This window comes from Streptomyces sp. NBC_00322, from assembly GCF_036147535.1.
Taxonomy (GTDB): domain Bacteria; phylum Actinomycetota; class Actinomycetes; order Streptomycetales; family Streptomycetaceae; genus Streptomyces.
In genome coordinates, this window is record NZ_CP108019.1 from 8,162,656 (window position 1) to 8,186,676 (window position 24,021).

Annotated in this window: 20 protein-coding genes; 14 read left to right on the forward strand and 6 right to left on the reverse strand. The window is 69.7% G+C overall.

Annotated features, from left to right (window positions below):
• Nucleotides 1-29 precede the first annotated feature (29 nt).
• The 8 genes from OG905_RS37215 to hypE all read left to right on the forward strand — a co-directional run bounded on the left by OG905_RS37215 (nucleotide 30) and on the right by hypE (nucleotide 10,088).
• Entirely contained in the window at nucleotides 30-1,826 is a 1,797-nt protein-coding gene (locus OG905_RS37215) for a fatty acyl-AMP ligase (RefSeq protein WP_328681472.1), read from the forward strand.
• An 80-nt stretch (nucleotides 1,827-1,906) separates the two neighbouring features.
• Entirely contained in the window at nucleotides 1,907-3,715 is a 1,809-nt protein-coding gene (locus tag OG905_RS37220) for a fatty acyl-AMP ligase (protein WP_328681473.1), read from the forward strand.
• 201 nt (nucleotides 3,716-3,916) lie between these two features.
• Entirely contained in the window at nucleotides 3,917-4,312 is a 396-nt protein-coding gene (gene hypA, locus OG905_RS37225; protein WP_328681474.1) for a hydrogenase maturation nickel metallochaperone HypA, read from the forward strand.
• Between the two features lie 3 nt (nucleotides 4,313-4,315).
• The gene (gene hypB, locus OG905_RS37230) at nucleotides 4,316-5,080 is read left to right on the forward strand and encodes a hydrogenase nickel incorporation protein HypB (RefSeq protein ID WP_328681475.1); all 765 of its coding nucleotides are present in this window, start codon (nucleotides 4,316-4,318) and stop codon (nucleotides 5,078-5,080) included.
• The gene (hypF, locus tag OG905_RS37235; protein WP_328681476.1) at nucleotides 5,077-7,482 is read left to right on the forward strand and encodes a carbamoyltransferase HypF; all 2,406 of its coding nucleotides are present in this window, start codon (nucleotides 5,077-5,079) and stop codon (nucleotides 7,480-7,482) included. Before hypB ends, hypF begins: the two co-directional genes overlap by 4 nt.
• Before the next feature lie 53 nt (nucleotides 7,483-7,535).
• The gene (locus tag OG905_RS37240) at nucleotides 7,536-7,859 is read left to right on the forward strand and encodes a HypC/HybG/HupF family hydrogenase formation chaperone (protein WP_328681477.1); all 324 of its coding nucleotides are present in this window, start codon (nucleotides 7,536-7,538) and stop codon (nucleotides 7,857-7,859) included.
• Nucleotides 7,856-8,980 (forward strand): hydrogenase formation protein HypD, encoded by a 1,125-nt coding sequence (gene hypD, locus OG905_RS37245; protein ID WP_328681478.1) that lies wholly within the window; start codon nucleotides 7,856-7,858, stop codon nucleotides 8,978-8,980. Before OG905_RS37240 ends, hypD begins: the two co-directional genes overlap by 4 nt.
• Nucleotides 8,981-9,011: 31 nt before the next feature.
• On the forward strand, nucleotides 9,012-10,088 hold the full coding sequence (gene hypE, locus OG905_RS37250; protein WP_328682806.1) for a hydrogenase expression/formation protein HypE: 1,077 nt from the start codon (nucleotides 9,012-9,014) through the stop codon (nucleotides 10,086-10,088).
• Nucleotides 10,089-10,133: 45 nt separating this feature from the next.
• Here hypE and OG905_RS37255 read toward each other — a convergent pair whose 3' ends face one another.
• Nucleotides 10,134-10,712, reverse strand: a complete 579-nt coding sequence (locus OG905_RS37255; RefSeq protein WP_328681479.1) for a hypothetical protein — start codon at nucleotides 10,710-10,712, stop codon at nucleotides 10,134-10,136.
• Between the two features lie 259 nt (nucleotides 10,713-10,971).
• On the opposite strand from OG905_RS37255, the gene OG905_RS37260 reads away from it, so the two are divergent.
• On the forward strand, nucleotides 10,972-11,466 hold the full coding sequence (locus OG905_RS37260) for a peptidylprolyl isomerase (RefSeq protein ID WP_328681480.1): 495 nt from the start codon (nucleotides 10,972-10,974) through the stop codon (nucleotides 11,464-11,466).
• A 143-nt stretch (nucleotides 11,467-11,609) separates the two neighbouring features.
• Nucleotides 11,610-12,755 (forward strand): PP2C family protein-serine/threonine phosphatase, encoded by a 1,146-nt coding sequence (locus OG905_RS37265; RefSeq protein WP_328681481.1) that lies wholly within the window; start codon nucleotides 11,610-11,612, stop codon nucleotides 12,753-12,755.
• Here OG905_RS37265 and OG905_RS37270 read toward each other — a convergent pair.
• Entirely contained in the window at nucleotides 12,742-14,106 is a 1,365-nt protein-coding gene (locus OG905_RS37270) for an aminopeptidase P family protein (RefSeq protein WP_328682807.1), read from the reverse strand. The genes OG905_RS37265 and OG905_RS37270 overlap by 14 nt on opposite strands.
• Nucleotides 14,107-14,314: 208 nt before the next feature.
• Between OG905_RS37270 and OG905_RS37275 the strand changes: the two genes are divergently transcribed.
• A complete protein-coding gene (locus tag OG905_RS37275) occupies nucleotides 14,315-16,675 on the forward strand; it encodes a collagenase (RefSeq protein ID WP_328681482.1) in 2,361 nt (786 codons plus the stop codon).
• A gap of 134 nt (nucleotides 16,676-16,809) precedes the next feature.
• Complete coding sequence (locus OG905_RS37280; protein WP_328681483.1) at nucleotides 16,810-17,541, forward strand: GntR family transcriptional regulator; 732 nt, start codon at nucleotides 16,810-16,812, stop codon at nucleotides 17,539-17,541.
• Nucleotides 17,542-17,556: 15 nt separating this feature from the next.
• On the opposite strand, the gene OG905_RS37285 is transcribed toward OG905_RS37280, so the two are convergent.
• On the reverse strand, nucleotides 17,557-19,299 hold the full coding sequence (locus OG905_RS37285; protein WP_443044039.1) for an ArnT family glycosyltransferase: 1,743 nt from the start codon (nucleotides 19,297-19,299) through the stop codon (nucleotides 17,557-17,559).
• Between the two features lie 43 nt (nucleotides 19,300-19,342).
• Nucleotides 19,343-19,486 (reverse strand): hypothetical protein, encoded by a 144-nt coding sequence (locus OG905_RS37290; RefSeq protein WP_328681484.1) that lies wholly within the window; start codon nucleotides 19,484-19,486, stop codon nucleotides 19,343-19,345.
• A gap of 105 nt (nucleotides 19,487-19,591) precedes the next feature.
• Here OG905_RS37290 and OG905_RS37295 point away from each other — a divergent pair, with 105 nt between their 5' ends.
• Nucleotides 19,592-20,359 (forward strand): transglutaminase domain-containing protein, encoded by a 768-nt coding sequence (locus OG905_RS37295; RefSeq protein WP_328681485.1) that lies wholly within the window; start codon nucleotides 19,592-19,594, stop codon nucleotides 20,357-20,359.
• Nucleotides 20,360-20,368: 9 nt separating this feature from the next.
• Nucleotides 20,369-21,325 (forward strand): aldo/keto reductase, encoded by a 957-nt coding sequence (locus tag OG905_RS37300; RefSeq protein WP_328681486.1) that lies wholly within the window; start codon nucleotides 20,369-20,371, stop codon nucleotides 21,323-21,325.
• Nucleotides 21,326-21,339: 14 nt separating this feature from the next.
• On the opposite strand, the gene paaN is transcribed toward OG905_RS37300, so the two are convergent.
• A complete protein-coding gene (gene paaN, locus OG905_RS37305; RefSeq protein WP_328681487.1) occupies nucleotides 21,340-23,037 on the reverse strand; it encodes a phenylacetic acid degradation protein PaaN in 1,698 nt (565 codons plus the stop codon).
• 6 nt (nucleotides 23,038-23,043) lie between these two features.
• Nucleotides 23,044-24,018 carry a hypothetical protein gene (locus tag OG905_RS37310; protein ID WP_328681488.1) on the reverse strand — a complete coding sequence of 325 codons (975 nt, stop codon included), beginning with the start codon at nucleotides 24,016-24,018 and terminating at the stop codon, nucleotides 23,044-23,046.
• Between the last annotated feature and the right edge of the window lie 3 nt (nucleotides 24,019-24,021).

Below are 24,021 nucleotides of genomic sequence, written 5' to 3' on the forward strand. Positions count from 1 at the left end.
CAATGGCCAGGCCGAACAGGAGTACCACGATGTCAGAGGATGCCCTCACAGATTCCCGACCCGAGCCGACGACCTTGGTCGAGCTCTGCAGGTATCGCGCGTCCAGGGAGCCCGATCGACGGATGTTCGTCTTCCTGGAGAACGGCCTCGACGAGTCCGACTCACTCAGCCTCGCCCAACTCGACGCCCGCGCAAGGGCGATTGCCGCGCGTCTGAGCAGGCACGCCCCGCCGGGCGCCCGCGCCGTGCTGAGTTTCCCGCCCGGCCTGGACTTCGTGTCCGCCTTCTTCGGGTGCCTGTATGCCGGCCTGATCGCCGTGCCCGCGCCTCCGGTGCTGCGCGTCGGCGTCGACGACCGCTATCCGCGCTTCCGGGCGATCGTCGACAGCTGCCGACCGGATCTGCTGCTGTCGAACGGGTCCAGGCTCAGCCGTGTCGAGGCGTTGCTGAAGGACATGTCCACATCGCACCGGCCGACCTGTGTGGCGACGGACGAGATCGGTGAGGCGGACGCGGATGGCTGGAACGCCCCCCGGATCGGCCCCGATACGGTGGCTTACCTGCAGTACACCTCCGGCACGACCGGTCCGCCCCGGGGCGTTGTGCTCACCCACGGCAACGTCCTGCACAACCTCTCGCTGATCCTGGCCAACGGTTCCCGGGCCACGGACGATCTCGCACGGCAGCCGCCCGTCGTGTCCTGGCTGCCCGTGTTCCACGACATGGGACTCATCTCCGGAGTTCTGCAGCCGATCTATGTCGGGTACGACGCCGTGCTGATGCCGCCCACGGCGTTCACTCAGCAGCCGGCCAACTGGCTGCGCGCGATATCGGACCGTGGGGCCGGCATCAGTTCGGCACCCGGTTTCGGGTACGAACTGTGCCTGCGGCGGGTGTCCGAGCAGCAGTTGCGTTACGTCGATCTCAGCGGCTGGCGGATCGCGGTGGTCGGGGACGAGCCGGTGCGCGCAGAGATGATCGACCAGTTCAGCGCCATGCTCGCCCCCTTCGGCTTCCGCCGCGAGGCGTTCTTTCCGAGTTACGGGATCGCCGAGTCCACCGTCATGCTGAGCGGCGGGCCCGTGGAGCCCGAACCGGTGGTCCGCCGGTTCGACGCGGTGGCGCTGGCGAAAGGCAAGGTGCAGCCGGCCGCGCCCCAGGACGAGGCCCGTCGGTTGGTCGGCCTGGGCCAGTTGCACCCGTCCATGACCATCGCAGTGGTGGATCCGGCCACCGGCGAACCGTGCGCCCCGGACGAGACGGGCGAGATCCTCGCTTCCGGACCGAGTATCGGTACCGCGTACTGGAACGCCCCCGAGGAGACCGCAAGTACGTTCAACGCCGCCGTGCGCGGACACGAGGGCCGCCGGTTCCTGCGCACCGGCAGCCTCGGCTTTCTGGACGGCGGTCAGCTCTTCGTCACCTGCCGGGTGGCCGATCTCATCGTCGTGGAAGGCATGCAGCACTACCCGTACGACATCGAGGCGACTGCGGCAGGAAGCCACGCCGCGATACGGGACGGCTGCTGCTGTGTCTTCACCGTCGAGGACGGCGACCGCCTGCGCCTCGTGGTCCTGGCCGAGATCAACAGCCGATTCCGCTTGGCGGCGGGCAATGCCCCGGACACCCCGTCGGGTGCGCGCGCGACCGTGAAGGCGGATGAGGTCGAAGAAGCCGTCCGTGAGGCCGTCTTCGCAGGCCACGGCCTCCGGGCCGACGACGTTCTCCTCCTCAAGGCCGGTTCCCTGCCCTTCACCACCAGCGGCAAGCTGCAGCGCGCCCAGTGCCGGTCCAGGTACCGGGCGCGGGTGTTCGAGACGGTCTGAACCTCGCTCCACGAAGGGAGAGCGTGCACCCTGCCGCCGTCTCCTTCCGCCTTCCTCCTTCCTCCGTTTGGAGTGGTCTCATGCGTACCGATCAAAAGCACGGTGTCCGACTGCCCGAGGGGGTGGCCGGCGAGTACGGCGAGCTGCCGACGCTGACCGACCTGTGCCGCGCTCGTGCCGCGGCCGAGCCGGACCGGAAGAGCTTTGTGTTCCTGGGCGATGGCGTCGCGGAATCGGACTCACTGACCCTTGCCGAACTCGACCACCACGCACGGGCGATCGCCGTGACGCTGCGAAAGCTGGTTCCCACCACGCGCGCACGCGCGCTGCTGAGCTACCCGCCCGGACTGGATTTCCACGCAGCCTTCCTGGGCTGCATCTACGCGGGTCTGATCCCTGTGCCGGTGGCTCCGCTCGACGGCACGCGGGGCAATGCCAAGTGGACCCGGGTGGAGTCGATCGCCGCGAGTGCCGAGCCCTCCCTGTTCCTGTCCACCGGCCCGATGCTTGCCGCCGCGGAGCCGGTTCTCACCGGCATCGACGGGCTCGCCCGACTCACACGGGTGGCGACCGACGAGGTCTGCCTCGACCTGGCCGTGCAATGGACCCCGCCTGTGGCCGCTGCCGAGATGGTCGCCTACCTGCAGTACTCCTCGGGATCGACCGGCGTGCCGAAAGGCGTCGCGATCACTCACGGCAATGTGCTGCACAACCTGTCGTTGATATACGGCAACACGCGCCGGCCTGCCGACGACGCCGGGCTGCCCCGCCCGTCGTCGGTGTCGTGGCTGCCGCCGCATCACAACATGGGCCTCATGTGCAACGTCCTCGACCCCCTCTTCTCCGGCCGCGACGTCACACTGCTGCCGACGATGACATTCGTACAGCGTCCGCTCACGTGGCTGCGGGCGATCTCCCGCCTCGGACGCGCGGACAGCTGCGCGCCGAACTTCGCCTACGACTTGTGCGTCCGCCGGGTGACCGACGCCCAGCGCCGTGAACTCGACCTCAGCCGTTGGGAGATGGCTCTGGTCGGAGGTGAGCCCGTCCGCGCCGATACGCTCGACCGCTTCAGCGCGGCATTCGCAGAGGCCGGCTTCCGGCGCGAGGCGCTGTCCCCCGCGTACGGCCTCGCCGAGGCGACAGTGATGGTCACGGCCTGTCCAGTCGGCAAGAGCCCGGAAGTCCTGCGGGTGGACTCCGAGGCGCTCGCCGCCGGAAAGGTGCGCCCAGCCGCGTCGGCACAGGACAGTCGGGAGCTGGTCGGCTGCGGCCCGATCCATCCGTTGAGCACGGCCATTGCCGTCGACCAGGAGACAGGCAAGCCCTGCGAGGAGGACGAGGTGGGCGAGATCTTCGTGTCCGGCCCGAGCGTCGCGACGGGATACCTGAACGCTCCCAAGGAGAGTGCCGAGACCTTCATGGGGACCCTTCCCGACCAGCCGGGCGAGCGGTTTCTCTGTACCGGTGACCTCGGATTTCTGCACAGCGGGGAGCTGTTCATCACCGGTCGGGCGAAGGACGTCATCATCATCGCCGGTGCCAACCACTACCCGCAGGACATCGAAGCCACCGTTGAGGCCAGCCACCCGGCAGTCCGCGAGTTGGGTACGTGCGCGGTGTCGGTCGACGACGGCGCACACGAGCGGCTCATCGTGCTCGCCGAGACGACGACCGCAGCCGGCGGCGAGAATGACGATCCGGTGAACGCCCAGGAGATCAAGCGGGAGATCAGGCGCGCCGTCCATGCAGGTCATCGCATTCAGGTTCACGATGTCGTCCTTCTCAAGCCGGGGACGCTGCCGCTGACGACGACCGGCAAGCTGCAACGGCGCGACAGTCGGGAGCGCTACCTCGGGGGCTCCTTCGAGGCCGCCCTGATCGAGTAGGGACCAGTCGTTGGCGGCGACGTGCGCCGCTGCCCCGAACGGCGTACGCAGCCCGGTCGCAACGGCGCGCCGGGCTCCGGGCCACGTGGTCCCGGCCTGTAATGGGTGCCGAACGGCCCCAGCCTCAGCATGCACGGGCGGGCGACACCCACCGGGCCCGGAGCGTTCGACCGCGGTCGGCCTGCGCCAGGACGGAGAGCGATGCACGAGATGTCCATCGCGGTGGCTGTCGTCGACCAGGTGGAGCAGGCGGCCGCCGAGGCGGGCGGCGTCACCGCCGTGACGTCCGTACGGCTCCACGTCGGCGAGTTGGCCGGAGTGGTTCCCGACGCCCTCTCCTTCTGCTTCGAACTGGCCTGTGCCGGGACCGTTCTGGAAGGTGCCGAGCTGGTCACGGAGTTTGTGCCTGGTCGTGCCCGCTGCGAGATGTGCGCCGACGAGTGGGCGGTCGGCATGCCGCCGCAGCTGTGCTGTCCGGTGTGCGGAAAGGCGACCGACGAACTGCTCTCGGGCCGCGAACTGCAGATCGTCAGCGTGCAGGTGGAGGACGGCCAGGGGCACCAACACACCCGTGAACCCATTTCCGAGGAGTGCTGAAGCATGTGCCGTGTGGTCGATCTGCAACAGGCGGTCCTCGCCAAGAACGACGCGACCGCGCACGCGCTGCGCGCCGGCCTTGCCGCCCGCGGCACGACGGTTGTCAATCTGCTGTCCAGCCCCGGCAGTGGGAAGACGGCTCTGCTGGAGGGGGAGCTGCTGCTGGCACGGGAGCGGGGAGTACGGGTCGCGGCCCTGACCGCCGACCTCGCCACCGAGAACGACGCCGTGCGGCTGGCCCGTTCAGGCGTCCCGGTCAAGCAGGTGCTGACCGACGGTCTGTGCCACCTGGAGGCCGGGATGCTGGGCAGGCACCTGGAGGGATGGCTGCCCGATGACACCCGGCTGCTGTTCGTGGAGAACGTCGGCAACCTCGTCTGTCCGGCCTCGTACGACCTCGGTGAGTCCTTGCGGGTCGTGCTCGCTTCCGTAACGGAAGGGGAGGACAAGCCGCTGAAGTACCCCACCGCCTTCGGTCTGGCGCACCTGGTGGTGGTGACCAAGACCGACATCGCGGAGGCCGTCGAGTTCGACGAGGCGGCGTTCCGGGCGAATGTCGCGCAGGTCAATCCCGGGGTGGAAGTGCTGCTGACGTCGGCCCGGCGGGGCGACGGCGTGGGCGCGCTGCTGGACCGGGCGACGGCGGTGGCCGACGGCGAGCCGGTGCACGAGCCTGTGATGGCCCGTCAGGACCGGCATCATCACCACGATCACGGGACGCAGACCCGTGCGGCGGCCTCCGGCGCCATGGCGCAGTCCGGCTCGTGAGCGGTCCGCAGCGTGCCGCCGGCGTCGCCGTCGCCGTCGTCGATCAGGCGGTGCAGCGCAGGCGGGTCACCGTCCGGGGCGTGGTGCAAGGCGTCGGGTTCCGGCCGTTCCTGTACACGCTCGCCACGGGGCTCGACCTGGTCGGCCATGTGACCAACACCGGTGAGGGCGTTGTCGCGGAAGTCGAGGGACCGCCCGCCGACGTCGCCCTGTTCTGCGACCGTATCGGGGCGCAGGCGCCGCCTCTCGCGCGCGTGGAGTCCGTCGACCACCATGAGGTCCCCGCCACCGGAGGTGACGGGTTCGTCATCGCCCCCTCCACGACCGGAGGCCCCGCGCGCACCCTGGTCTCGCCGGACATGGCGACCTGCGAGGCATGTCTCGCCGAACTGGCCGATCCGGCCGACCGGCGTCACCGCCACCCGTTCATCACCTGCACGCACTGCGGGCCCCGCTTCACGATCGTCCGCGGTCTTCCGTACGACCGGGACCACACGACGATGGCCGACTTCCCGATGTGCGCCGACTGCGCCCGGGAGTACGCCGATCCGGCCGACCGCCGCTTTCACGCGCAGCCGGTCGCCTGCCACGCCTGTGGCCCCCGCCTGCGTCTGTTCGTGGCACAAGCGGATACGGAAGGCTCACCCCGGCCCGTTTCCGCCGCGGACCCCGTTGCCGAGGCCCGCAGGCTGCTGTCCCAGGGCGCGATCCTGGCAGTGAAGGGCCTTGGCGGGTATCACCTCGCCTGCGACGCCTCCAACTCCCGGGCCGTGGCCACATTGCGCCGGCGCAAGGCCCGCGGCACCAAGCCGTTCGCCCTGATGGCCAGGACCGTCGCCGACGTCGAGCACCTCGTGCAATTGGGCCCCGAGGAGCGAAGCCTGCTGACGGGCGGCGTCAGGCCCGTCGTCCTGCTGCGGCGGCGTACCGACGCGGGATTTCCCAGGCCCTCGGAGGAGGTCGCCCCGGGCAGTCCCGATCTCGGCGTGATGCTTCCGTACACACCCGTGCACCATCTGCTCCTTGGCCTGCCCGGCGATGCCGACGGGCCACGCCTGCTTGTGATGACCAGCGGCAATCTGGCGGGGGAGCCGATCGTCACGGAGGACACCGACGCGCTGACCCGGCTGGCGCACCTGGCCGACGCCTGGCTCATGCACGACCGCGGGATCCATGTGCCGTGCGACGACTCCGTGGTGCGGGTGTGCGACGGGGAGAAGCTGATCGTCCGCCGTTCTCGTGGCTACGCCCCGCTGCCCGTCGCATTGCCCGTACCCGTGCCCGCGGCTCTCGCTGTCGGGGGCGACCTCAAGAACGTGTTCTGTCTCGCGGAAGGGCGCAGGGCCTGGCTGTCGGCGCACATCGGGGACATGGACGACCTCGCCACACAGCAGGCCTTCGAGCGCGCCGAGACGCAGCTGGAGTCGATCACCGGAGTGCACCCGGCGCTGCTGGCGGCAGACCGGCATCCCGGCTATCGCTCCGGGCAGTGGGCCACCCGGCACGCGGCGGGACGGCCGGTCGTACGGGTCCAGCACCATCACGCGCACATCGCCTCCGCGATGGCGGAGCACGGACTGGACGGCAGCCGCCGGGTCATCGGGGTCGCGTTCGACGGCACTGGCTACGGTGACGACGGCGCGGTGTGGGGCGGGGAGTTCCTGCTTGCCGACTACGACAGGTTCAGCCGCCTCGGACACCTCGCCCACGTCTCCCAGCCGGGCGGCGACGCCGCGGTGCACCGCCCGTACCGCATGGCACTCGCCCATCTGCGCGCAGCAGGCATCGCCTGGTCCCAGGACCTGCCCTGCACCGCCGCTTGCCCGCCCGACGAACTCCGGGTCCTGGAGCAGCAGTTGGAGCGGAACCTGAATTGTGTGCCCACCTCCAGCATGGGGCGGCTGTTCGACGCTGTGTCCTCGCTCGCCGGCGTCTGCCATCGGTCCGGATACGAAGCTCAGGCAGCCATCGAGCTGGAGGCGGCCGCCCTGACGGCAGTGGCCGAGGACGTCGCGGGCTACGCGTTCGCCGTGCCGCCTGCGGGTGACGGCCGGGCTGCGGCAGCCGCCGACCCCGCTCCCGTTCTGGCAGCGGTCGTCGCCGACGTACGGGCCGGTACATCCCCGGCCCTCGTCGCCGCGCGCTTCCACAGCGCCGTCGCCGGTCTCGTACACACGATGTGCGTCATGGCGCGCGAGGAGCACGGGCTGGACACCGTAGCGCTGACCGGCGGTGTCTTCGCCAACGCCCTGCTCTCCTCGGCGTGCGCGCGGATGCTCCGCGAGGAGGGCTTCACCGTCCTGCGCCACCGGCACGTCCCGCCGAACGACGGGGGACTGGCGCTCGGGCAACTGATGGTGGCCGCACACGCCGCCGTGGCCCAGCGGTCAAACAGCGACTGACGATGCGCCCGGGAAGAGCGGGCCACGAAACCCACCACAGCGAGGAGAAGCGCATGTGCCTGGCGGTACCCGGGAGAGTCCTGGACATCGAGGAACGCGACGGCACCCGTATGGCCAGCGTCGATTTCGGCGGCGTCGTCAAGGAGGTGTGCCTGGAGTATCTGCCGGACCTCCAGGTCGGCGAGTACGCCATCGTCCACGTGGGGTTCGCCCTGCAGCGCCTGGACGAGGAGTCGGCCAAGCAGACGCTCGAGCTCTTCGCCACGCTCGGGATGCTCCAGGAGGAGTTCGGCGATCCGTGGGAGCTCGCGGCGGAAGCGGGTGGATCCCCGCTGCCCGCCGCCGGTATCGACACACCCCAGGAGGCACAGAAGTGAAGTACATCGACGAGTTCCAGGATCCGGATCTGGCGCGGCGCCTGCTGGATGACATCCACTCCACCGTGACCAGACCGTGGGCGCTGATGGAGGTCTGCGGGGGACAGACGCACACGATCATCCGGCACGGCATCGACCAACTGCTGCCCGATCACGTGGAGTTGATCCACGGACCCGGCTGTCCCGTGTGTGTCACCCCGCTGGAAGTGATCGACAAGGCCCTGGAGATCGCGTCCCGCCCGGAGGTGATCTTCTGCTCCTTCGGTGACATGCTCCGCGTGCCGGGCACCGGCCGTGACCTGTTCCAGGTCCGCAGCGAAGGCGGCGATGTGCGGGTCGTCTACTCGCCCCTGGACGCCCTGAGGATCGCTCAGCAGAACCCGGACCGGGAAGTGGTGTTCTTCGGCATCGGATTCGAGACGACCGCGCCGCCCAATGCCATGACGGTGTATCAGGCGCGCAGGCTCGGGATCCGGAACTTCAGCCTGCTGGTGTCCCATGTCAGGGTGCCTCCCGCGATCGAGGCGATCATGCAGTCCCCGAGCTGCCGGGTGCAGGCCTTTCTCGCGGCCGGGCATGTGTGCAGCGTGATGGGCGTGTCGGAGTATCCCGAGCTTGCCGATCGGTTCGGTGTCCCGATCGTCGTGACCGGATTCGAGCCGCTGGACATCCTTGAGGGAGTACGCAGGACCGTACGGCAGCTGGAACGCGGCGAGCACACCGTCGACAACGCCTACCCGCGTGCTGTCCGCCCCGAGGGAAACCCCGCGGCCCAGGCCATGCTGGCGGATGTCTTCGAGGTCACCGACCGCGCCTGGCGCGGTATCGGAACCATCCCCGGCAGCGGCTGGCGGCTGTCCACGCGGTACCGCGACTACGACGCCGAGTACCGCTTCTCGGTCTCCGGCATCCAGACCAGGGAGCCGGCGGAGTGCCGCAGCGGCGAGGTCCTGCAGGGCCTGCTGAAGCCCCATGAGTGCGAGGCCTTCGGCACGCTGTGCACGCCCCGGACCCCGCTCGGCGCCACCATGGTCTCCAGTGAGGGCGCGTGCGCCGCGTACTACCTCTACCGGCGACTGGACATCAAAACCGCATCGCTGGAGGCGAGCCCCGTTGTCTGAGACCACACAAGCGCCCTCGATCGATACGCCGGTGAACGGCTCGCCGCAGACCACCGAGCTGCCGGACCCCACGGCGTGGACCTGCCCGGCCCCGCTGCGGGACCAGAGCCGGGTGGTGATGGGCCACGGCGGTGGCGGCGCCCTCTCCGCCGAGCTCGTCCAGCACATTTTCGCGCCCGCCTTCGGGGGAGAGGTGCTGCGGCAACTGGGTGACTGCGCGGCGCTCTCGCTCGGCGGGGTCCGGCTGGCCTTCTCCACGGATTCCTTCGTGGTGCGGCCGCTGTTCTTCCCCGGCGGCAGTATCGGCGACCTGGCCGTCAACGGCACCGTCAACGACCTTGCCATGAGCGGTGCCCAAGCCGCGTATCTCTCCTGCGGGTTCATCCTGGAGGAGGGGGTCGAGCTCGCGGTGGTCTCACGCGTGGCCGGGGCGCTGGGTAGCGCCGCACGCACCGCGGGGGTCGAAGTGGTGACCGGCGACACCAAGGTCGTCGAGGCCGGCCACGGCGACGGGATCTACATCAACACCGCCGGGATCGGCATCATCCCGACGGGCGTCGATCTGCGGCCGCAGCGCGTCGTCCCCGGTGATGTGGTGATCGTGAGCGGCGCGATCGGCGTCCATGGCGTCGCGATCATGAGCGTCCGTGAGGGCCTTGAGTTCGGGGTCGAGATCGAGAGCGACTGCGCGGCGCTCGGCGGTCTGGTGCAGGCGATGCTCGCTGTCACCCCGGACCTGCATGTGCTGCGCGATCCCACGCGCGGAGGCCTGGCAGCCACGCTGAACGAGATCGCGGCGGCCTCCGGCGTCGGAGTCGTCATCCAGGAGCGCAGCATTCCTGTCCCGGCACCCGTGGCCAACGCCTGCGCCATCTTGGGGCTGGATCCGATGTACGTCGCCAACGAGGGCAAGCTCGTGGCGTTCGTCCCGCGCGAGCACGCGGAGCCGGTCCTTGAAGCGATGCGCTCGCACCCTCTGGGCGCTGACGCAACGGTGATCGGCGAGGCCGTGGAGGCGCACCCGGGCATGGTGGTGGCGCGTACCGGACTCGGCGGCACACGGGTGGTGGACCTGCCGATCGGGGAGCAGCTGCCGCGGATCTGCTGATGCCTGTCGGCCGCACAGGGGATGCGGGGGGTCTACCTGTCGCTCCTATCCCTGGTTCTTGAGGAAGCCGATGGCCAGCGCGCCCCACCAGCAGAGCTGGGACATGAGGGCAGTGGCGGCGCCCCACATCAGCGTGCGCGCCGGTGGGGAGGCCGCCGCTGCTCCGGCGATCCGGCGTCGCAGGATCCCGGCCTGCAGACCGTTGAGGCTGAGGAGCAGTACGAGGACCAGTTTGATCCGGGTGAGAGGGGAGGCGAGGTCGGGGTTGAGCATGATGCCGCTGGCCACGAGTCCTGCGAGCCCGGCCCAGATCGGGGTGTGCAGGCGCGCAGCGCACGCGACCGCCTCGCCCAGTTCGCACCGGCCGGTGAGCCACAGCATTCCGTAGTAGTCGGCCACCAGAACGGCTCCGAAGCCGAGGATCAGGGATGCCAGGTGCACGAAGAGGGCCGCTGTGTGCAGGGCGGGGTCGGCCCGCAGGTGCGTGGAGATCCATACGCATGCCGTCCAGCCGAGGCAGATCAGTAGCGCACCTGCGGCCGACGTCCACCAAACCGGCAGCGGGCCGGCGTTGTCCCGGTCGGCCTGGCGGCCGATCGAAGGGATGGAGGGGTGGCTGGACATCGACGGCTCCGATGGCTGAGATTGTACTTAGAATTTAGGTAAGGCTTACCTTGTCTGGCCGCTGCTGGTCAATGCGGCCATATCCCTGTCGGAACCACCCGAACATGCCAAGACACGTACAGGTGCTCTCAACTTCCATGCACGGGACGGCCATTCGCGGCCCGGCGGACCGGCCCGAAAGAACAGCAGACAGACGTGTTTCTCCGCGAAGGGCGGGTCTGGTGTGCGCTCCGGTGACTGGGGGTGTCAGGATGAAGCCATGAGTAACGTGTTTTTCGACATCACCATCAACGACGAGCCCGCCGGCCGGATCGTCTTCGCGCTGTTCGACGACGTGGTCCCCAAGACCGCGAGGAACTTCCGCGAACTCGCCACGGGCGAGCACGGCTACGGCTACGAGGGCTCTTCCTTCCACCGCGTCATCCCGGACTTCATGCTCCAGGGCGGTGACTTCACCGCTGGTAACGGCACGGGCGGCAAGAGCATCTACGGCGCGAAGTTCGCCGACGAGAACTTCCAGCTCAAGCACACCAAGCCTGGGCAGCTCTCCATGGCCAACGCGGGCCCCAACACCAACGGCTCGCAGTTCTTCATCACGACCATCGTCACCGACTGGCTGGACAACAAGCACGTCGTCTTCGGCGAGGTCGTCGAGGGCATGGACCTCGTGAAGCGGATCGAGGGCCTGGGCTCCCGCAGCGGTGCCCCCAAGGCGAAGGTCACGATCGCCAAGTCGGGCGTCGTCGAGGGCTGATCCCGTCTGCGCGGCGACCGCCGCGCGAGGTCAGGGGCCGGGCGAATCGTTTCCACAGCGGCCGCCCGGCCCCGACCCGAACACTTCGTGGTGCAACCGTGGCGGCGTGAGCACGGAGCCATGGCGCGGTGTATGCAGGACCTATGAGTCATGGACGACTCCGCGGGAGCACTCGCTGGTCATGGGAGCCGGGTCACGCCCTTGTGGCCGTTCCCCTCGCGATGATCGCGATCGTCACGACGGTCGACGTCCTGGCTCCCCCCGACGTCCACCTCGGCCCCTTCCTGGTCGCCGCTCCCGCGGTCACGGCGTCCTTCGCCGGGCCTCGGACGACCGCGTTCATCGGCGCGGTCGCCGTCCTGGCTCAGTCAGCGGTCGCGATGGCCCGCACCACCCTCACCGACCTGAACCACACCTTCCAGATCATCGCGCTGATCCTGATCTCGGTCTTCGTGACCTTCTTCGCCTACCTGCGAGAACGGCACGAGAAGGAACTCATCCAGCTCCGCTCCGTGGCCGAGGCGGCGCAGCAGGTGGTGCTACGGCCGCTGCCGCAGCGGATCGGTCCGCTGCGTATCGCCTCCGTCTATCTCGCAGCCGAAGCGGAGGCGCAGATCGGCGGCGACCTGTACGCCGCAGCCCGCACGGCACACGGGACCCGGCTCATCATCGGGGATGTCCGGGGCAAGGGGCTGGAGGCGATCGGGGACGCCGCTCTCCTCCTCGGCGCCTTCCGGGCCGCTGCCCACCGGCAGGCCGACCTACCGGCGCTGGTGGCCTATCTGGAGGGAACCGTCTCCTCGAACCTGGACGACCCCTGGGCCGACCCCGACGACCCCGACGATCACGGCGAAGCATTCATCACCGCGGCCGTCCTCGACGTCCCGGACAAGGAGTCGACCCTTGACGTGATCAATTGCGGGCACCCGTCGCCCCTCCTGCTGCGCGGTGGGCAGATCACCGCGCTGGAGGTCCGCCGCCCGGCACCACCCCTGGGCCTCACCGAATTCATGGACTCCGACGTCGCCCCCGAGACCTTCGCCTTCGAGCCGGGCGACATCGTCCTGCTCTACACGGACGGAGTCATCGAGGCCCGGGACCGGTCCGGCACCTTCTACCCCCTTGCGGAGCGGGTGGCTCCGTGGACCGGAGAACATCCTGACGCGCTCCTCAGCCGCCTCTGCCAGGACCTCCTGAGTCACGTCGGCGGAAGCCTGGGCGACGATGCGGCGATGGTGGCGATCGAGCGCATGCCGGGCATGGGGGAGGCCGGGATCAGCCCGCGGTGAGTGTGCCCATCCATTCCTCGATCGCGTCCGGGGTGCGCGGCAGCGCCGCGGACATCAGCCGGGCGCCGGACGCGGTGATGACCAGGTCGTCCTCGATCCGTACGCCGATGCCCCGCAGCTGCGGCGGCAGAGTCTGGTCGTCGGGCTGGAGGTAGAGGCCCGGCTCGACGGTGAGGACCTGGCCCTCCTCCAGTACGCCGTCGAGGTAGGTCTCGGCGCGTGCCTTGGCGCAGTCGTGGACGTCGAGGCCGAGCATATGGCCGCTGCTGCACAGGGTGTAGCGGCGGTGGAGGTCGCCCTCGGGGCTCGTCAGGACGCCCCATTCCGTCAGGCCCTCCGCGATCACCCGCATGCAGGCGCGGTGGAAGTCCCGGAAGCTCGCGCCCGGTTTGAGGGCCGCGATGCCCGCGTCCTGGGCGGCGAGAACCAGTTCGTACACCTGACGCTGCACGGGGGAGAAGCGGCCGGACAGCGGAAGAGTGCGCGTGATGTCCGCGGTGTAGAGCGTGTCGGTCTCTACGCCCGCGTCGAGCAGCAGGAGCTCAGTCGGGTCGAGGGCGCCGTCGTTGCGGATCCAGTGCAGGACGCAGGCGTGCGCACCGGACGCGGCGATGGTGTCGTAGCCGGTGCCGTTGCCCTCGGCGCGGGCCCGCAGTCCGAAGACGCCCTCGATGTGGCGTTCGCCGCGGGGATGGGTCAGCGCCCGGGGCAGGGCGCGGACCACGTCCTCGAATCCGTCGGTCGTGTGGTCGACGGCGAGCTGGAGCTGGCCGACCTCCCAGGCGTCCTTGACGAGGCGCAGTTCGGACAGCGCGGTGGCCAGTGCGGTGTCGCTGGATGCGTCCCGGGCCGGCGGCAGCCGGTCCAGGCCGTCCAGGTGCGCGCAGCGGATCCCGGTGAGGCGTTCGGTCTCGGCGAGGTCGGGACGGCGGCCCACCCAGAATTCGCCGTACCGCCGGTCACGGTAGAACTCGTCGCCGTCGCGGGGGGAGCGGGGGCGCAGATACAGGACCGCCTCGTGGCCGTGCGGCCCGGACGGTTCGAGGACCAGTGCGTGACCCGGCTGGTCCTCCCCGGTGAGGCCGGTCAGCCAGGCGTAGGCGCTGTGCGGGCGGAAACGGTGGTCGCAGTCGTTGGAGCGAACCTTCAACTGCCCGGCGGGTATCAGCAGTCGCTCGCCCGGGAAGAGCGCGGAAAGCCGGGCGCGGCGGGCCGGTGTGACGGCGTGGGCGGGCACGCGGGTGTCGGCCGGAAGCGGGGTGGCCGCCCAGCCGGTGCGCATGAAGGACGCCAACTCGGGTGAAACGGGCAAATCATGGCTGCCCGTGCCGGGGCGCGCGGGCTGGTGGATGAAGGTTTCGTCGGCAGTCACGGGAACTCCTCGAAGACGAACGGACTCTGAGGGGTTGTCAGTGCAATTTCACATTACTATGTTACGGGTCACATCGTAGACCATCCGAGTCCGGAAGCGCTTCCCGTCCGTGCTCGGCCGGTTCGCGATGACCGCACCGCTGTCACACCGCACAGCCACCTCCCACCTCCCACATCAGGAGTCACCGGTGTCCCAGCTCAGATCCGCGCGCAGACCCCTGCTCGCCGGAGCAATAGCCGTCGCCCTGCTCGCCGCGCTCGGGCAGACCGCCCAAGCCGTGGACAGGGAACCGACGGCCTCCAAGGCACCCGCCACCTTCGCCGCCCGGCCGGGCCCGGTCGCCACGCCCGCGACCGCAGGCGCCGACAACCCCTTCGACGAGGTCGAACACCTTGCCAAGACGCCCAAGCCCGCTCTCAAGCCGGCCTCCGCACCCGGCGGATTGGCGGAAGGCCGTACACCCGGCCGCCAGAGCCCGGGCAAGAGCAAGGCTTCTTTGAGCGCTCCGGTCAGCGCCGCAGGAGTCCCCTGCACCTTCGACGGCATCACGCGCCTCGCGCCCGAGCAGCTCGCCGACTTCCTCGCCGACCCGGCCGTCACCGCCGACGGCTGCCTCCGAGATCTCATCTGGACCTGGGACGCCCGGCTGACGCCGGTGATGTCCGACGCCCACGTCCAGGCCGTCGGCCGCCGGATCTCCTCGCTCGCCGCCGCCCACGACGGCCGCAACGGCACCCACCTGCTGGAGATGTTCACCTATCTCCATGCCGTCGTGTACCACGACTTCTCACGCCCCGAGATAGACATCACCGACGTCCCGACCACCGAGGTCCTCCGGCGCGCGATCTACGACTTCGGGACCGCGACCCGCACCTTCCAGGTCACGCGGACCAACGCCGAGACCCTGCGCGAGGCGCTCTACACGGGCAGCGCCCCCGGCCTGCGGCACAGCCAGCTCGGGCTGATCAGAAAAGTCCTCGCCACGATGGACCACTACCACAAGGGTCAGTACGACAACGCCTCCTGGGGCGGCGCGGCCCTGGCCGCCCTCTCCGTGAACTACCTCGGCATCTACCCGGGCAACCGGGACTCGGCCTTCCACAACGTGGTCACCGAGAACGCCTCGTACCGCACCTCCTTCCGGGCCTTCGCCGACTACACGCACCTCAAGGGCACCGTCAACGAATGGGTCGTGCGCGACGCCCTCGGTGAATACGGCCGCTTCGGCCAGGTTGACGCCCTGAAGGCGCGGATCGTTCCCGACCTCGGAGCCCTGCTGCCCGTCGCACGCACCAACTTCGGCGACGGAAGCCGCCCGTGGGCCTCACTCGTGTCGTGGCTCAACTTCTACGAGGCGTGCAAGCCCTACGCCGTGTGCAAGGAGGACATCGAGCGGAAGATCTTCCCGTACACGTACACCTACGACAACGGCGCCATCAAGGTGCGCACCGGTCTCGACCGCGCCACCGTCGACCAGCTCTACTACGCGAGCAAGCAGGTCAGGGCGCAGTTCCACCGGGTCCTCGGCACCGAGCAGCCGCTGGCCGGCGACACCAACACCTCGCTGACGATCGTGCTCTACGGTTCGCGCGCCGACTACGAGGTCTACCACCCGATCCTGACGGGGATGGGGACCCAGAACGGCGGCATCTACATCGAGCGCGGCGCCACCTTCTACACCTATCAGCGCCGGGTCCCGCAGGACTCCTCGCTCACCCTCGAGGAGCTCTTCCGGCACGAGTACGTGCACTACCTCAACGGTCGCTGGGCCGTCCCCGGCTACTTCGGCGAAGGGCCCTGGTACAGCGGCGACCGGACCACCGCGATGGACGAGGGGACGGCCGAGTTCTTCGACGGCTCCACCCGCGACGACGGGATCAAGGTACGCAAGTCCCTGGTCCGCGGAATCATCAATGACACCGCGGGCGGCGGACCCCGGATGACCGTGAACCAGCTGCTGCACGCCACGTACGACGGGGACGGCTTCCGCTTCTACAACTACGCGGGCACCTTCTTCGAGTACCTGTGGACCGAACGCCCCGCCCTGCTCCGCGAGATGTACGGATACCTGCGGGCGGACGACCCCGCGGGCTTCGACGCCTGGCGCACCCGCCTCGGCGGCGACGCGGCGCTGCAACGGGCGTACGACAGCTTCCTCGACGTACAGATCGCCAAGGTCGACGACCTGTACGTGCCCAACACGACCTTCACACCCAACGATCAGCTCAGGGACGCCACTTCGGAAGCCGTACGCCAGTCCTTCGCCACCGCCACGTACGCCGACCCGGTGTGCTCCGAGGGCGGCGAACCCGGCAAACGGCGCTTTACGTGCACGGGGAGGATCACCGCGAATCTCTCCGACGCGGGCAGCCCTGACCGCGTCTTCAAGGACATGTCCGAGACGGTCGACTACTTCATCCTCGACCGTGCGGGGGCGGCGTCGAACAACCTTGCTGACATGAACTGCTCCTTCGGGCCAGTGGAGATCTGGAGCAACCGGCTCGCAGGCTCGTCGACGTACCGCTGCGAGGGGCCGCTGCGCAGCTGACGCGCTCCGCTCCTGGGCGGTCCCGTCGTGGTGCGCGCGACGGGACCGCCCGAACCTAATGCCCCCCAGCCCGCCCGGGCATTGAAAAGGTGACATTGTACGCTGGCACTCCGCGCCATCCCGGAGGACATGCCATGGGCGACCTGAAGCAGCGCAACCTGATCACGGCCCAGGAACGGCTGCGCGACCAGGTGGCCCACGCGCTGCGCGCCGCACTCGTCGCGGGCGAACTGCGTCCCGGCAGTGTCTACTCCGCCCCCGGCCTCGCCGCCGACTTCGGCATCTCCGCAACCCCCGTACGCGAGGCGATGCTTGACCTCGCCCGCGAGGGCCTGGTCGAGCCCGTACGCAACAAAGGCTTCCGGGTCACCGAAGTCAGCGAACGCGATCTCGACCAGTACACCGAACTGCGCGCGCTGATCGAGGTCCCGACCGTCGGCAACGTCACCCGGACCGCGACCACGGAGCAGCTCGAGGCGCTGCGCCCGATCGCCGAGGAGATCGTGGCCCAGGCGCGGGAGCACAACCTCATCGGGTATCTGGACGCCGACCGCCGCTTCCACCTCGGCCTGCTCGCCCTGGCAGGCAACGACCGTCTCGTCGAGACAGTCGGCGAGCTGCGCAAGCGGTCCCGCCTCTATGGTCTGACCCGGCTCGACGAACGCGGCCAGCTGATCTCCTCCGCCCAGGAACACCTGGAACTTCTGGACCTGATGGTGGCGGGTGACCAAGCCGCAGTCGAGGCCTGCATGGCGCGCCACCTGGGCCATGTCCGCTCCCTGTGGGCCCAGGCCCGCGACGAGCCGGTCGAGCCGCGCCCCAAGCGCACCCTCGGCACAGCTGTCATCGGCCGCCAGGCCCGCTGACCGGCACCGACATGGTCACGACCGGCGGAAGATCGTGATCGAGTGGCCGACCTCCTCGATCGGCCTGCTGTTGTCGATCAGCGCCTTGAGCCGGCCGTCCGCCTTGGCGATCGATGAGTCCGACACGACCAGCAGCCCGTGAACCTGGTCCGGGGGCACCGTGCGCGGGTCGGACGCGTCGATGCCGTAGAAGGCAGGCACTCCGCTGCCCTTGTAGACGAGCCAGATCTTCTCGCCGGGATACCGCTGCCTCAGGCGGTCGGCGAGCCTCCCCAGGTCCTGGCCCCAGTCGACGTTGGAGTCGTGCAGACGCAGGTGGGTCTTCGACGGCCCGCCGAACGCCTCGTTGGAGTACGGCAGGTAGTACGGGTACGTCCGCAGCGAGCCGACCGCGACGAACAGGACCAACACCGCTGTCACGACGTGTGCCCACCGCCTTTTCAAGGCGACCAGGCAGGCCGCCGCGACGGCGAGGAACATCGGCAGGAAGACGGCGTAGCGGACGCCGAAGTCGCGGGACCCGCTGAGCGCCGCGGCCAGCAGTACGGCCGGGGGGACGAGCACATACGGTGCCGCGGGTCGCAGCCGGGGCAGCGCCACGATGGCGACAGCACCGGCGAGCCAGAGCGCCAGCATGCCCAGCGGGGTCTTGATCAGCAGCGCGGTCGGCAGGTAGTACCACAGCGATCCGCTGTAATGCCTGCCCAGCAGGAAGCCGGTCCACTTCGCGTCCTCGAAGGCGAACTGGACGCGCATCCCGTCCCGGTACGGCTGCGGGAACGGTAGCCAGTCGACGGCAAGTCCTCGCAGCCCGTGGGCGACCGGCACGTTCTCGGGCGCAGCCCAGCGCAACCGCGGGTCGACGGCGAGATAGGTCGCCCACACCACGGCGACCATGACCAGCGCCACCGCGACCGCCGCCGCCACGCCGAGGGCAAGCAGCCGCGCCGTCTCCCGCCTGCCGGTGCCGCGCTTCCGGCGGGTGTACCAGACCGACAGGACGACCAGGAGCAGCAGCACCGGAACGGCGGGCAGCGCGCTCATCTTCGTGGACACGGCCGCGCCGAGCGCCGCCCCGGCGAGCGGGAGATACAGGCGCGGCCGCAGCCGCGCCCGCCACAGCAACCAGACCAACGTCAGCAGGAAGCCGGCCATGGGTACGTCGAGCGTGGCGAGCGACCCGTGCGCGATGACGTCGGGCGAGAACGCGTACAGGGCGAGCGCTGTCAACCCGCCCACGGAGCTTGCGAGATCACGGGCGAACGCGAGGACGACCAGCCCGAACAGCAGCGTCATCACGATCACCGGCAGTCGCGCCCACAGCATCACTCGCCACGGATCGTTGCCCGACTCGTACAGGAGATGCCGCCCGAGCGCCCCTTGGTTGCCGACGAAGGCAGGGTCGAGATGAGGGTGGGCCAATGCGGGTCCGGTCGCGATGATCAGCTTGCCCAGCGGTGGGTGCTCAGGGTTGTACCGCAGGCTGTGCTGCTGTACGTAGACCACAGCCGTGCCCACGTACACGGGCTCGTCGATGGTCGGGGTCTGCTCAACCGCGGTGGTGACCATGGCGATGGCCATCTGCGAGAGGAGCGCGACCACGGCGAGTGCGAACAGCCACTGCCGGTGGCGCCGCAGGCCGTCGAATCGGCTCGGCGGTTTCCCGGTGGTCGGCGGCGTTCGCGGGTGAGGCACAGCGGGCGGAGCGGCGTGCTCGGCAGCGGCGGGTTCGAGGACCGAGGGTTGATCTTGCGTCATCGGCCGTGTATTCCGGAGAGCGACGTCATGGCCCTACTTTCCCCTATCCGCTTCCGTCACCGTGACCCGACGGGTGCGTCAGCGCGCGGTCCAGCGGCTTGCCGCGCAGCTCCTCGGAGAACTGGGTTGCGTACGCCTCGGCCACGCGGTCATAGCTGGCGCGCGTGGCCTCGCCGGGTACTCCCATAGCCAGGAACCCCTATCGTTTGAACAGGTGGATCGGCCGCTCACTCGATCGCGGAACACCAGGCTACTCACGCACCAGAATCACAAGGCTCGTAGCATTCAGGGCATGACAAGCGCTGTGCTGACTCCGTGGTGGCGACACCGGCGACCCGCAACGACCGTTGGCGTCGACGACCTCGGGTCCGCGGACCCCACCCCGATCCTCGACTGGCGTCACCCTCAAGTGCAGCACCTGCTCGCAGCCGCCCGGGACGCGGCGCAGCCGGGGGAGCGCGCACTGCTGCAGGCCGCGCACCGTCTCATCAGTGAGACCGTCCGGCCGGTGTACGCACTCGACGACACACAGCCCGTCTCCCGGACACTGGCGCGAGGCGTCGGTTCGTGCAGCCAGCGGCTGGCCGTGCTCGAAGCGGTCGCCCGCGCGGGCGGCATCTCCACCCGTGTGCGTGGCCTTCTGGTGGACGGTTCGTTCTGGTACTCGCGCTTCCCACGGCTCCGCCGCCTGGTGCCCGACACGGTCCTCCTCGCCTGGCCGGAGTTCCGTATCGGGCGGACCTGGTTGAACGTATCCGAGCTGTACGCGCCGCTCGACGCGCTGAGTGCGGCCAACCCCCGGGGCTTCACCAACACCGGGTCGCAGACGCTCTTCGAGGCCCTGGCCTCCACCGCCGTGGACTGGGACGGCTCGACCTGCGGCTCGGACAACTGCTCGTCCTTCGACCTGTCGGCGCTGGTGCGCGAGGACCTCGGGCGCTTGTCCTCGCGCGACGAGCTCTTCGCCGCGCACGGCCAGACCTTGTGCCCGCCGGCCAGGATCATCGGCGGTGCGCTGCTGGGCCGTCGCTCGGCAGGTGCTGCCGATACCCCGTCGTAAGGTGACCAGGTGACGACGAAGACGGGGACGAGCGGTGGGCGGCTGCTGTACGGGTGCATGGGGCTCGGCGGCAGTTGGGACACCGAGCCTTACGGTGCGCGGGACATCGCGGATGCCGAGGCGGCGATCGAGGCGGCACTGGACAGTGGGATCACCACGTTCGACCACGCCGACATCTACCGGCACGGGAAGGCCGAGGCAGTCTTCGGTGAGGTTCTCGCCCGTACCCCGGGGCTGCGTGAGCGCATCGTCGTGCAGACCAAGTGCGGCATCCGACTCGCGGACGCCGAGCGGCCCGGCATCTACGACCTGAGTGGGCCGACCATCGCCCGGCGGGTCGAGGAGAGCCTGGCCCGTTTGCGGACCGACGTCATCGATGTGCTGCTCCTGCACCGCCCGGATCCCCTGGCAGACCCGGACGACATCGCCGAGGCGCTGACGTCGCTGCACCGGCAGGGTCTGGTGCGACGGTTCGGTGTGTCGAACATGGGCGCCGTACAGATGGCCCCCCTTCAGGCACGTCTCGACGTCCCGCTGGTCGCCAATCAGCTGGAGATGAGCCTGCAGCGGCGGGACTGGCTCGAAGCCGGTGTCCTCGTGAACACCCCGCAGGCAGCCGCCAACGGCTTCCCGTTCGGGACGGTCGAGTTCTGCCGGGCGAACGGTATTTCCCTGCAGGCGTGGGGGGCACTCGCGCAGGGTCGTTTCACGGGCCGCCAGGAAACGCCGGGCGAGGTCGCGACCGCTCAGCTCATCTCGGCACTGGCCGACAAGAAGGGCACGACGCCGGAGACGATTCTGCTGTGGTGGCTGCAGCGGCATCCGGCCGCGATCGTGCCGGTGGTCGGCAGCGCGCGTCCTGAACGTATCCGTGCCTGCCGTGACGCCGCGCAGCGGGAACCGGACCTCAGCCGGGAGGAATGGTACGAACTCTGGCTCACCGCCCGCGGCGCGCCTCTTCCCTGACGGCGCCACACTTCTTACGCTCCGACGGAGCTCATGTCCCGCACCCGGGCCGCAGGACGGCGGGCCTGCACGAGGCGGAAGCGCCCGGTGATGAACGAGGGGTCCGCAAGGGCGGTTTGGGCACCCGCGGGCGTGCCTGCCTCGCAGAAATCGCCGTACACCGCCGACTGGTCCACGAAGACATTCCCGGCGAGGTTCTCCGACAGATGCACTCCGGCGTCGAGGGCCGCTGCCTCGGCCGCCCCCAGGACCAGCGGGTCCGTCGAGTGGACGGAGGCGTACTGGCCGCCGTGGCCGCGCGCGGTGCGGCGGAAGATGTCCAGGCTCTGCGAGGTCGATTCGGTGGCGATCACGAAGGAGACGGGACCGGCCCACTCACGGGAGTACACCCTCTCGTCGTGTGCCTCCAGCCGGACGATCAGTGGTGTACGGATGTCCGCCGCCGGATGGTCGGGGTGGTCGACCGGCACGGATGCGTGCACCACCACCCCGCATCCGGCCGCATGCGCGAGGGAGCTGCGGATACGGTCGCTGCCGATCGCCCCGAGAATCCCCGCCGCACGCCGCGGTTCCGCCAGGAGGCGCTTCACGGCGCGGCTCAGGTCGACGCCGAACCGCCCTATGGGCTTGTGGCCTTCGTTGGTCGTGATCCCGCGGGAAGGCACCAGGATGTTCTGCGGCGCTGTGCAGGTCTGGCCGCTGCACAGTGACAGGGACAGCGCGAGCTCGCGCAGCATGGTGCGGTAGTCGTCGGTGGAGTCCACCAGCACGGTGTTGGCCCCGATCGCTGTGGCGAACACGTCGGCCTGGCGGGCGTTGCGCCGCAGCCAGTCGCCGAAGCGGGCCGAGCCGGTGAAGTCGATGAGCCGGACCGCGGGGTCGGTCGCGAGCCGGGACGCCAGTTTCTCGCCGGGCTCTTCCGCCGCCAGTGTCACCACGTTGGGATCGTGCCCCGCCTTCGCCAGGACGTCCCTGGCGACCTGGACGGTCAGCGCGAGCGGGAGGACCGCCCGAGGGTGCGGCTTGACCATCACCGGATTTCCGGTCACCAGGCTGGCGAAGAGGCCCGGATAGCCGTTCCAGGTGGGGAAGTCGGGGCAGCCGATAAGCAGTGAGACGCCGCGCGGGACTACGGTGCACGTGCCGTCCATATGTACCGGGTCGCCCAGCTTGCCGGGCAGCTGCCAGGACAGCTCGGCGGGATTGCGTACAGACTCGGCCAGCGCACGGGCCACGGCCTCAAGCCCCCGGTCCTGCGCCTGCGGACCGCCCGAGCGGTGGGCCGTGGTGTACGCCTGCCCCGTGGTGTGGTGCAGCGCGTGCGCGATCTCATGGCTGCGGTCGTGGAGCCGGCAGAGCATCTCCACGGCGAGCAAGGCCCTGCGCCGCGGTCCTGCCGCACGCCAGCCCGCCGTCGCCCGCACCGCCGCCTCCACCAACTCGCTTGGTTCGGAGCGGAGATAGCGCACGCCCAGGCTGAGGCCGTACGGAGAGCACTCGGTCCCGACCCGTTCTCGGGCGCCGGGCTGCCCCAGGCCGAAGTCCTTCCCGAGCATCGACCGGAACACCGCTCCGCCACTGTGCGCAGCCCCTCTGCGACGGTCGACAGCACCGGCCGGCCCCTCGGTGAACGGAGCGAAACCCGCACCGGTCGCCGCAGCCTTGACGGCCTGCTCCAGCAGGTTGCTCTCGTCGAAGGAGCCGGTACGCATCAGTGGTCAGCCTTTCCGCGGATCCGCGTGCTCCGCGGCCGCACGGGACGACCGGTCGCGCCAGCGCACGTACTCCGCTTCCGCCTCGCCCGTGTACGACCACGGCACCCGGGTGGCCCGTCCCTTGAGCAGGTCGAAGACCGTCGCGGCCTCGGCGAGAAGTCCTGCCTGGGCGAGACCGTGAGCGAGATGGTTGAGGTCGGCGACGTCCTGTGCCGCCTCGACGGGGGACCGGACCGCGATCCAGCGTTCCATGGTCTCCATGAGGTCCCAGCGCTCCCCGGCCCAGTAGCCGACCATCGCGTGCGGGCTGACGCCCTCGGTCTCGGTGCGGTGACGGAACTCCTCCGCGCGGGCGACCTGCGGCATGACCAACAGCGGGGAGCCGGCCGGGGCGTAGACCGCGCAGTCGCGGGCGAAGGCGTAGGCCTGGCCGTGCGAGCCGTGCCAGCGAGCCGTCATGTAGCGCAGCGCCTGATGGTGGGCCTCGCGGTGGTACGGATCGCGGGCCAGCAGTTCCGGCCACCACCGGTTCATCGACTGGGCACCGTTCTCATACAGCCTGCCCAGGGTGATCAGCGACACCCAGGGATGGGGGTCCTGGGGGAAGACATCCGAGGCGTTGAGACAGATATGGGCCGTGCGGTCCAGGACGTCCGGGCCCGGAATGGTCCCCGTACGGGCGGCTGCGAAATGCCGCATCACCTCGGTGTCCGCCCGCAGTACGAGGGCGTCCGCGCTGTGCGGCTGCGCGGTCTGCCAGGCTTCGGCGATCCTCTTGTCGGCGGCGGTGTGGGCGAGCAGCCGGATGCGGTGACTGCGACGGTCCCAGTCCCTGTGGGGTGTGGTTGCCAGCAGCTCGTGTGCGCCTTCCCAGCGGCCCATGACCATGTCCTCGCACGCGGCGGACAGGGCCTTGTCGCCGAAGGTCTGGTCGTAATGAGGTGCCGCGGAGCGTCTTCGGTTCCAGGCCAGGGCCATGGC

Bases quoted from the DNA above. Each gene is read 5' to 3' on its own strand.
- OG905_RS37310 (WP_328681488.1), bottom strand. From the start codon at position 24,018: ATGGCCCTGGCCTGGAACCGAAGACGCTCCGCGGCACCTCATTACGAC.
- OG905_RS37220 (WP_328681473.1), top strand. From the start codon at position 1,907: ATGCGTACCGATCAAAAGCACGGTGTCCGACTGCCCGAGGGGGTGGCC.
- OG905_RS37295 (WP_328681485.1), top strand. From the start codon at position 19,592: ATGACAAGCGCTGTGCTGACTCCGTGGTGGCGACACCGGCGACCCGCA.
- hypA (WP_328681474.1), top strand. From the start codon at position 3,917: ATGCACGAGATGTCCATCGCGGTGGCTGTCGTCGACCAGGTGGAGCAG.
- OG905_RS37240 (WP_328681477.1), top strand. From the start codon at position 7,536: ATGTGCCTGGCGGTACCCGGGAGAGTCCTGGACATCGAGGAACGCGAC.
- hypB (WP_328681475.1), top strand. From the start codon at position 4,316: ATGTGCCGTGTGGTCGATCTGCAACAGGCGGTCCTCGCCAAGAACGAC.
- OG905_RS37260 (WP_328681480.1), top strand. From the start codon at position 10,972: ATGAGTAACGTGTTTTTCGACATCACCATCAACGACGAGCCCGCCGGC.
- OG905_RS37215 (WP_328681472.1), top strand. From the start codon at position 30: ATGTCAGAGGATGCCCTCACAGATTCCCGACCCGAGCCGACGACCTTG.
- OG905_RS37290 (WP_328681484.1), bottom strand. From the start codon at position 19,486: ATGGGAGTACCCGGCGAGGCCACGCGCGCCAGCTATGACCGCGTGGCC.
- OG905_RS37255 (WP_328681479.1), bottom strand. From the start codon at position 10,712: ATGTCCAGCCACCCCTCCATCCCTTCGATCGGCCGCCAGGCCGACCGG.
- OG905_RS37265 (WP_328681481.1), top strand. From the start codon at position 11,610: ATGAGTCATGGACGACTCCGCGGGAGCACTCGCTGGTCATGGGAGCCG.
- paaN (WP_328681487.1), bottom strand. From the start codon at position 23,037: ATGCGTACCGGCTCCTTCGACGAGAGCAACCTGCTGGAGCAGGCCGTC.
- OG905_RS37280 (WP_328681483.1), top strand. From the start codon at position 16,810: ATGGGCGACCTGAAGCAGCGCAACCTGATCACGGCCCAGGAACGGCTG.
- OG905_RS37285 (WP_443044039.1), bottom strand. From the start codon at position 19,299: ATGACGCAAGATCAACCCTCGGTCCTCGAACCCGCCGCTGCCGAGCAC.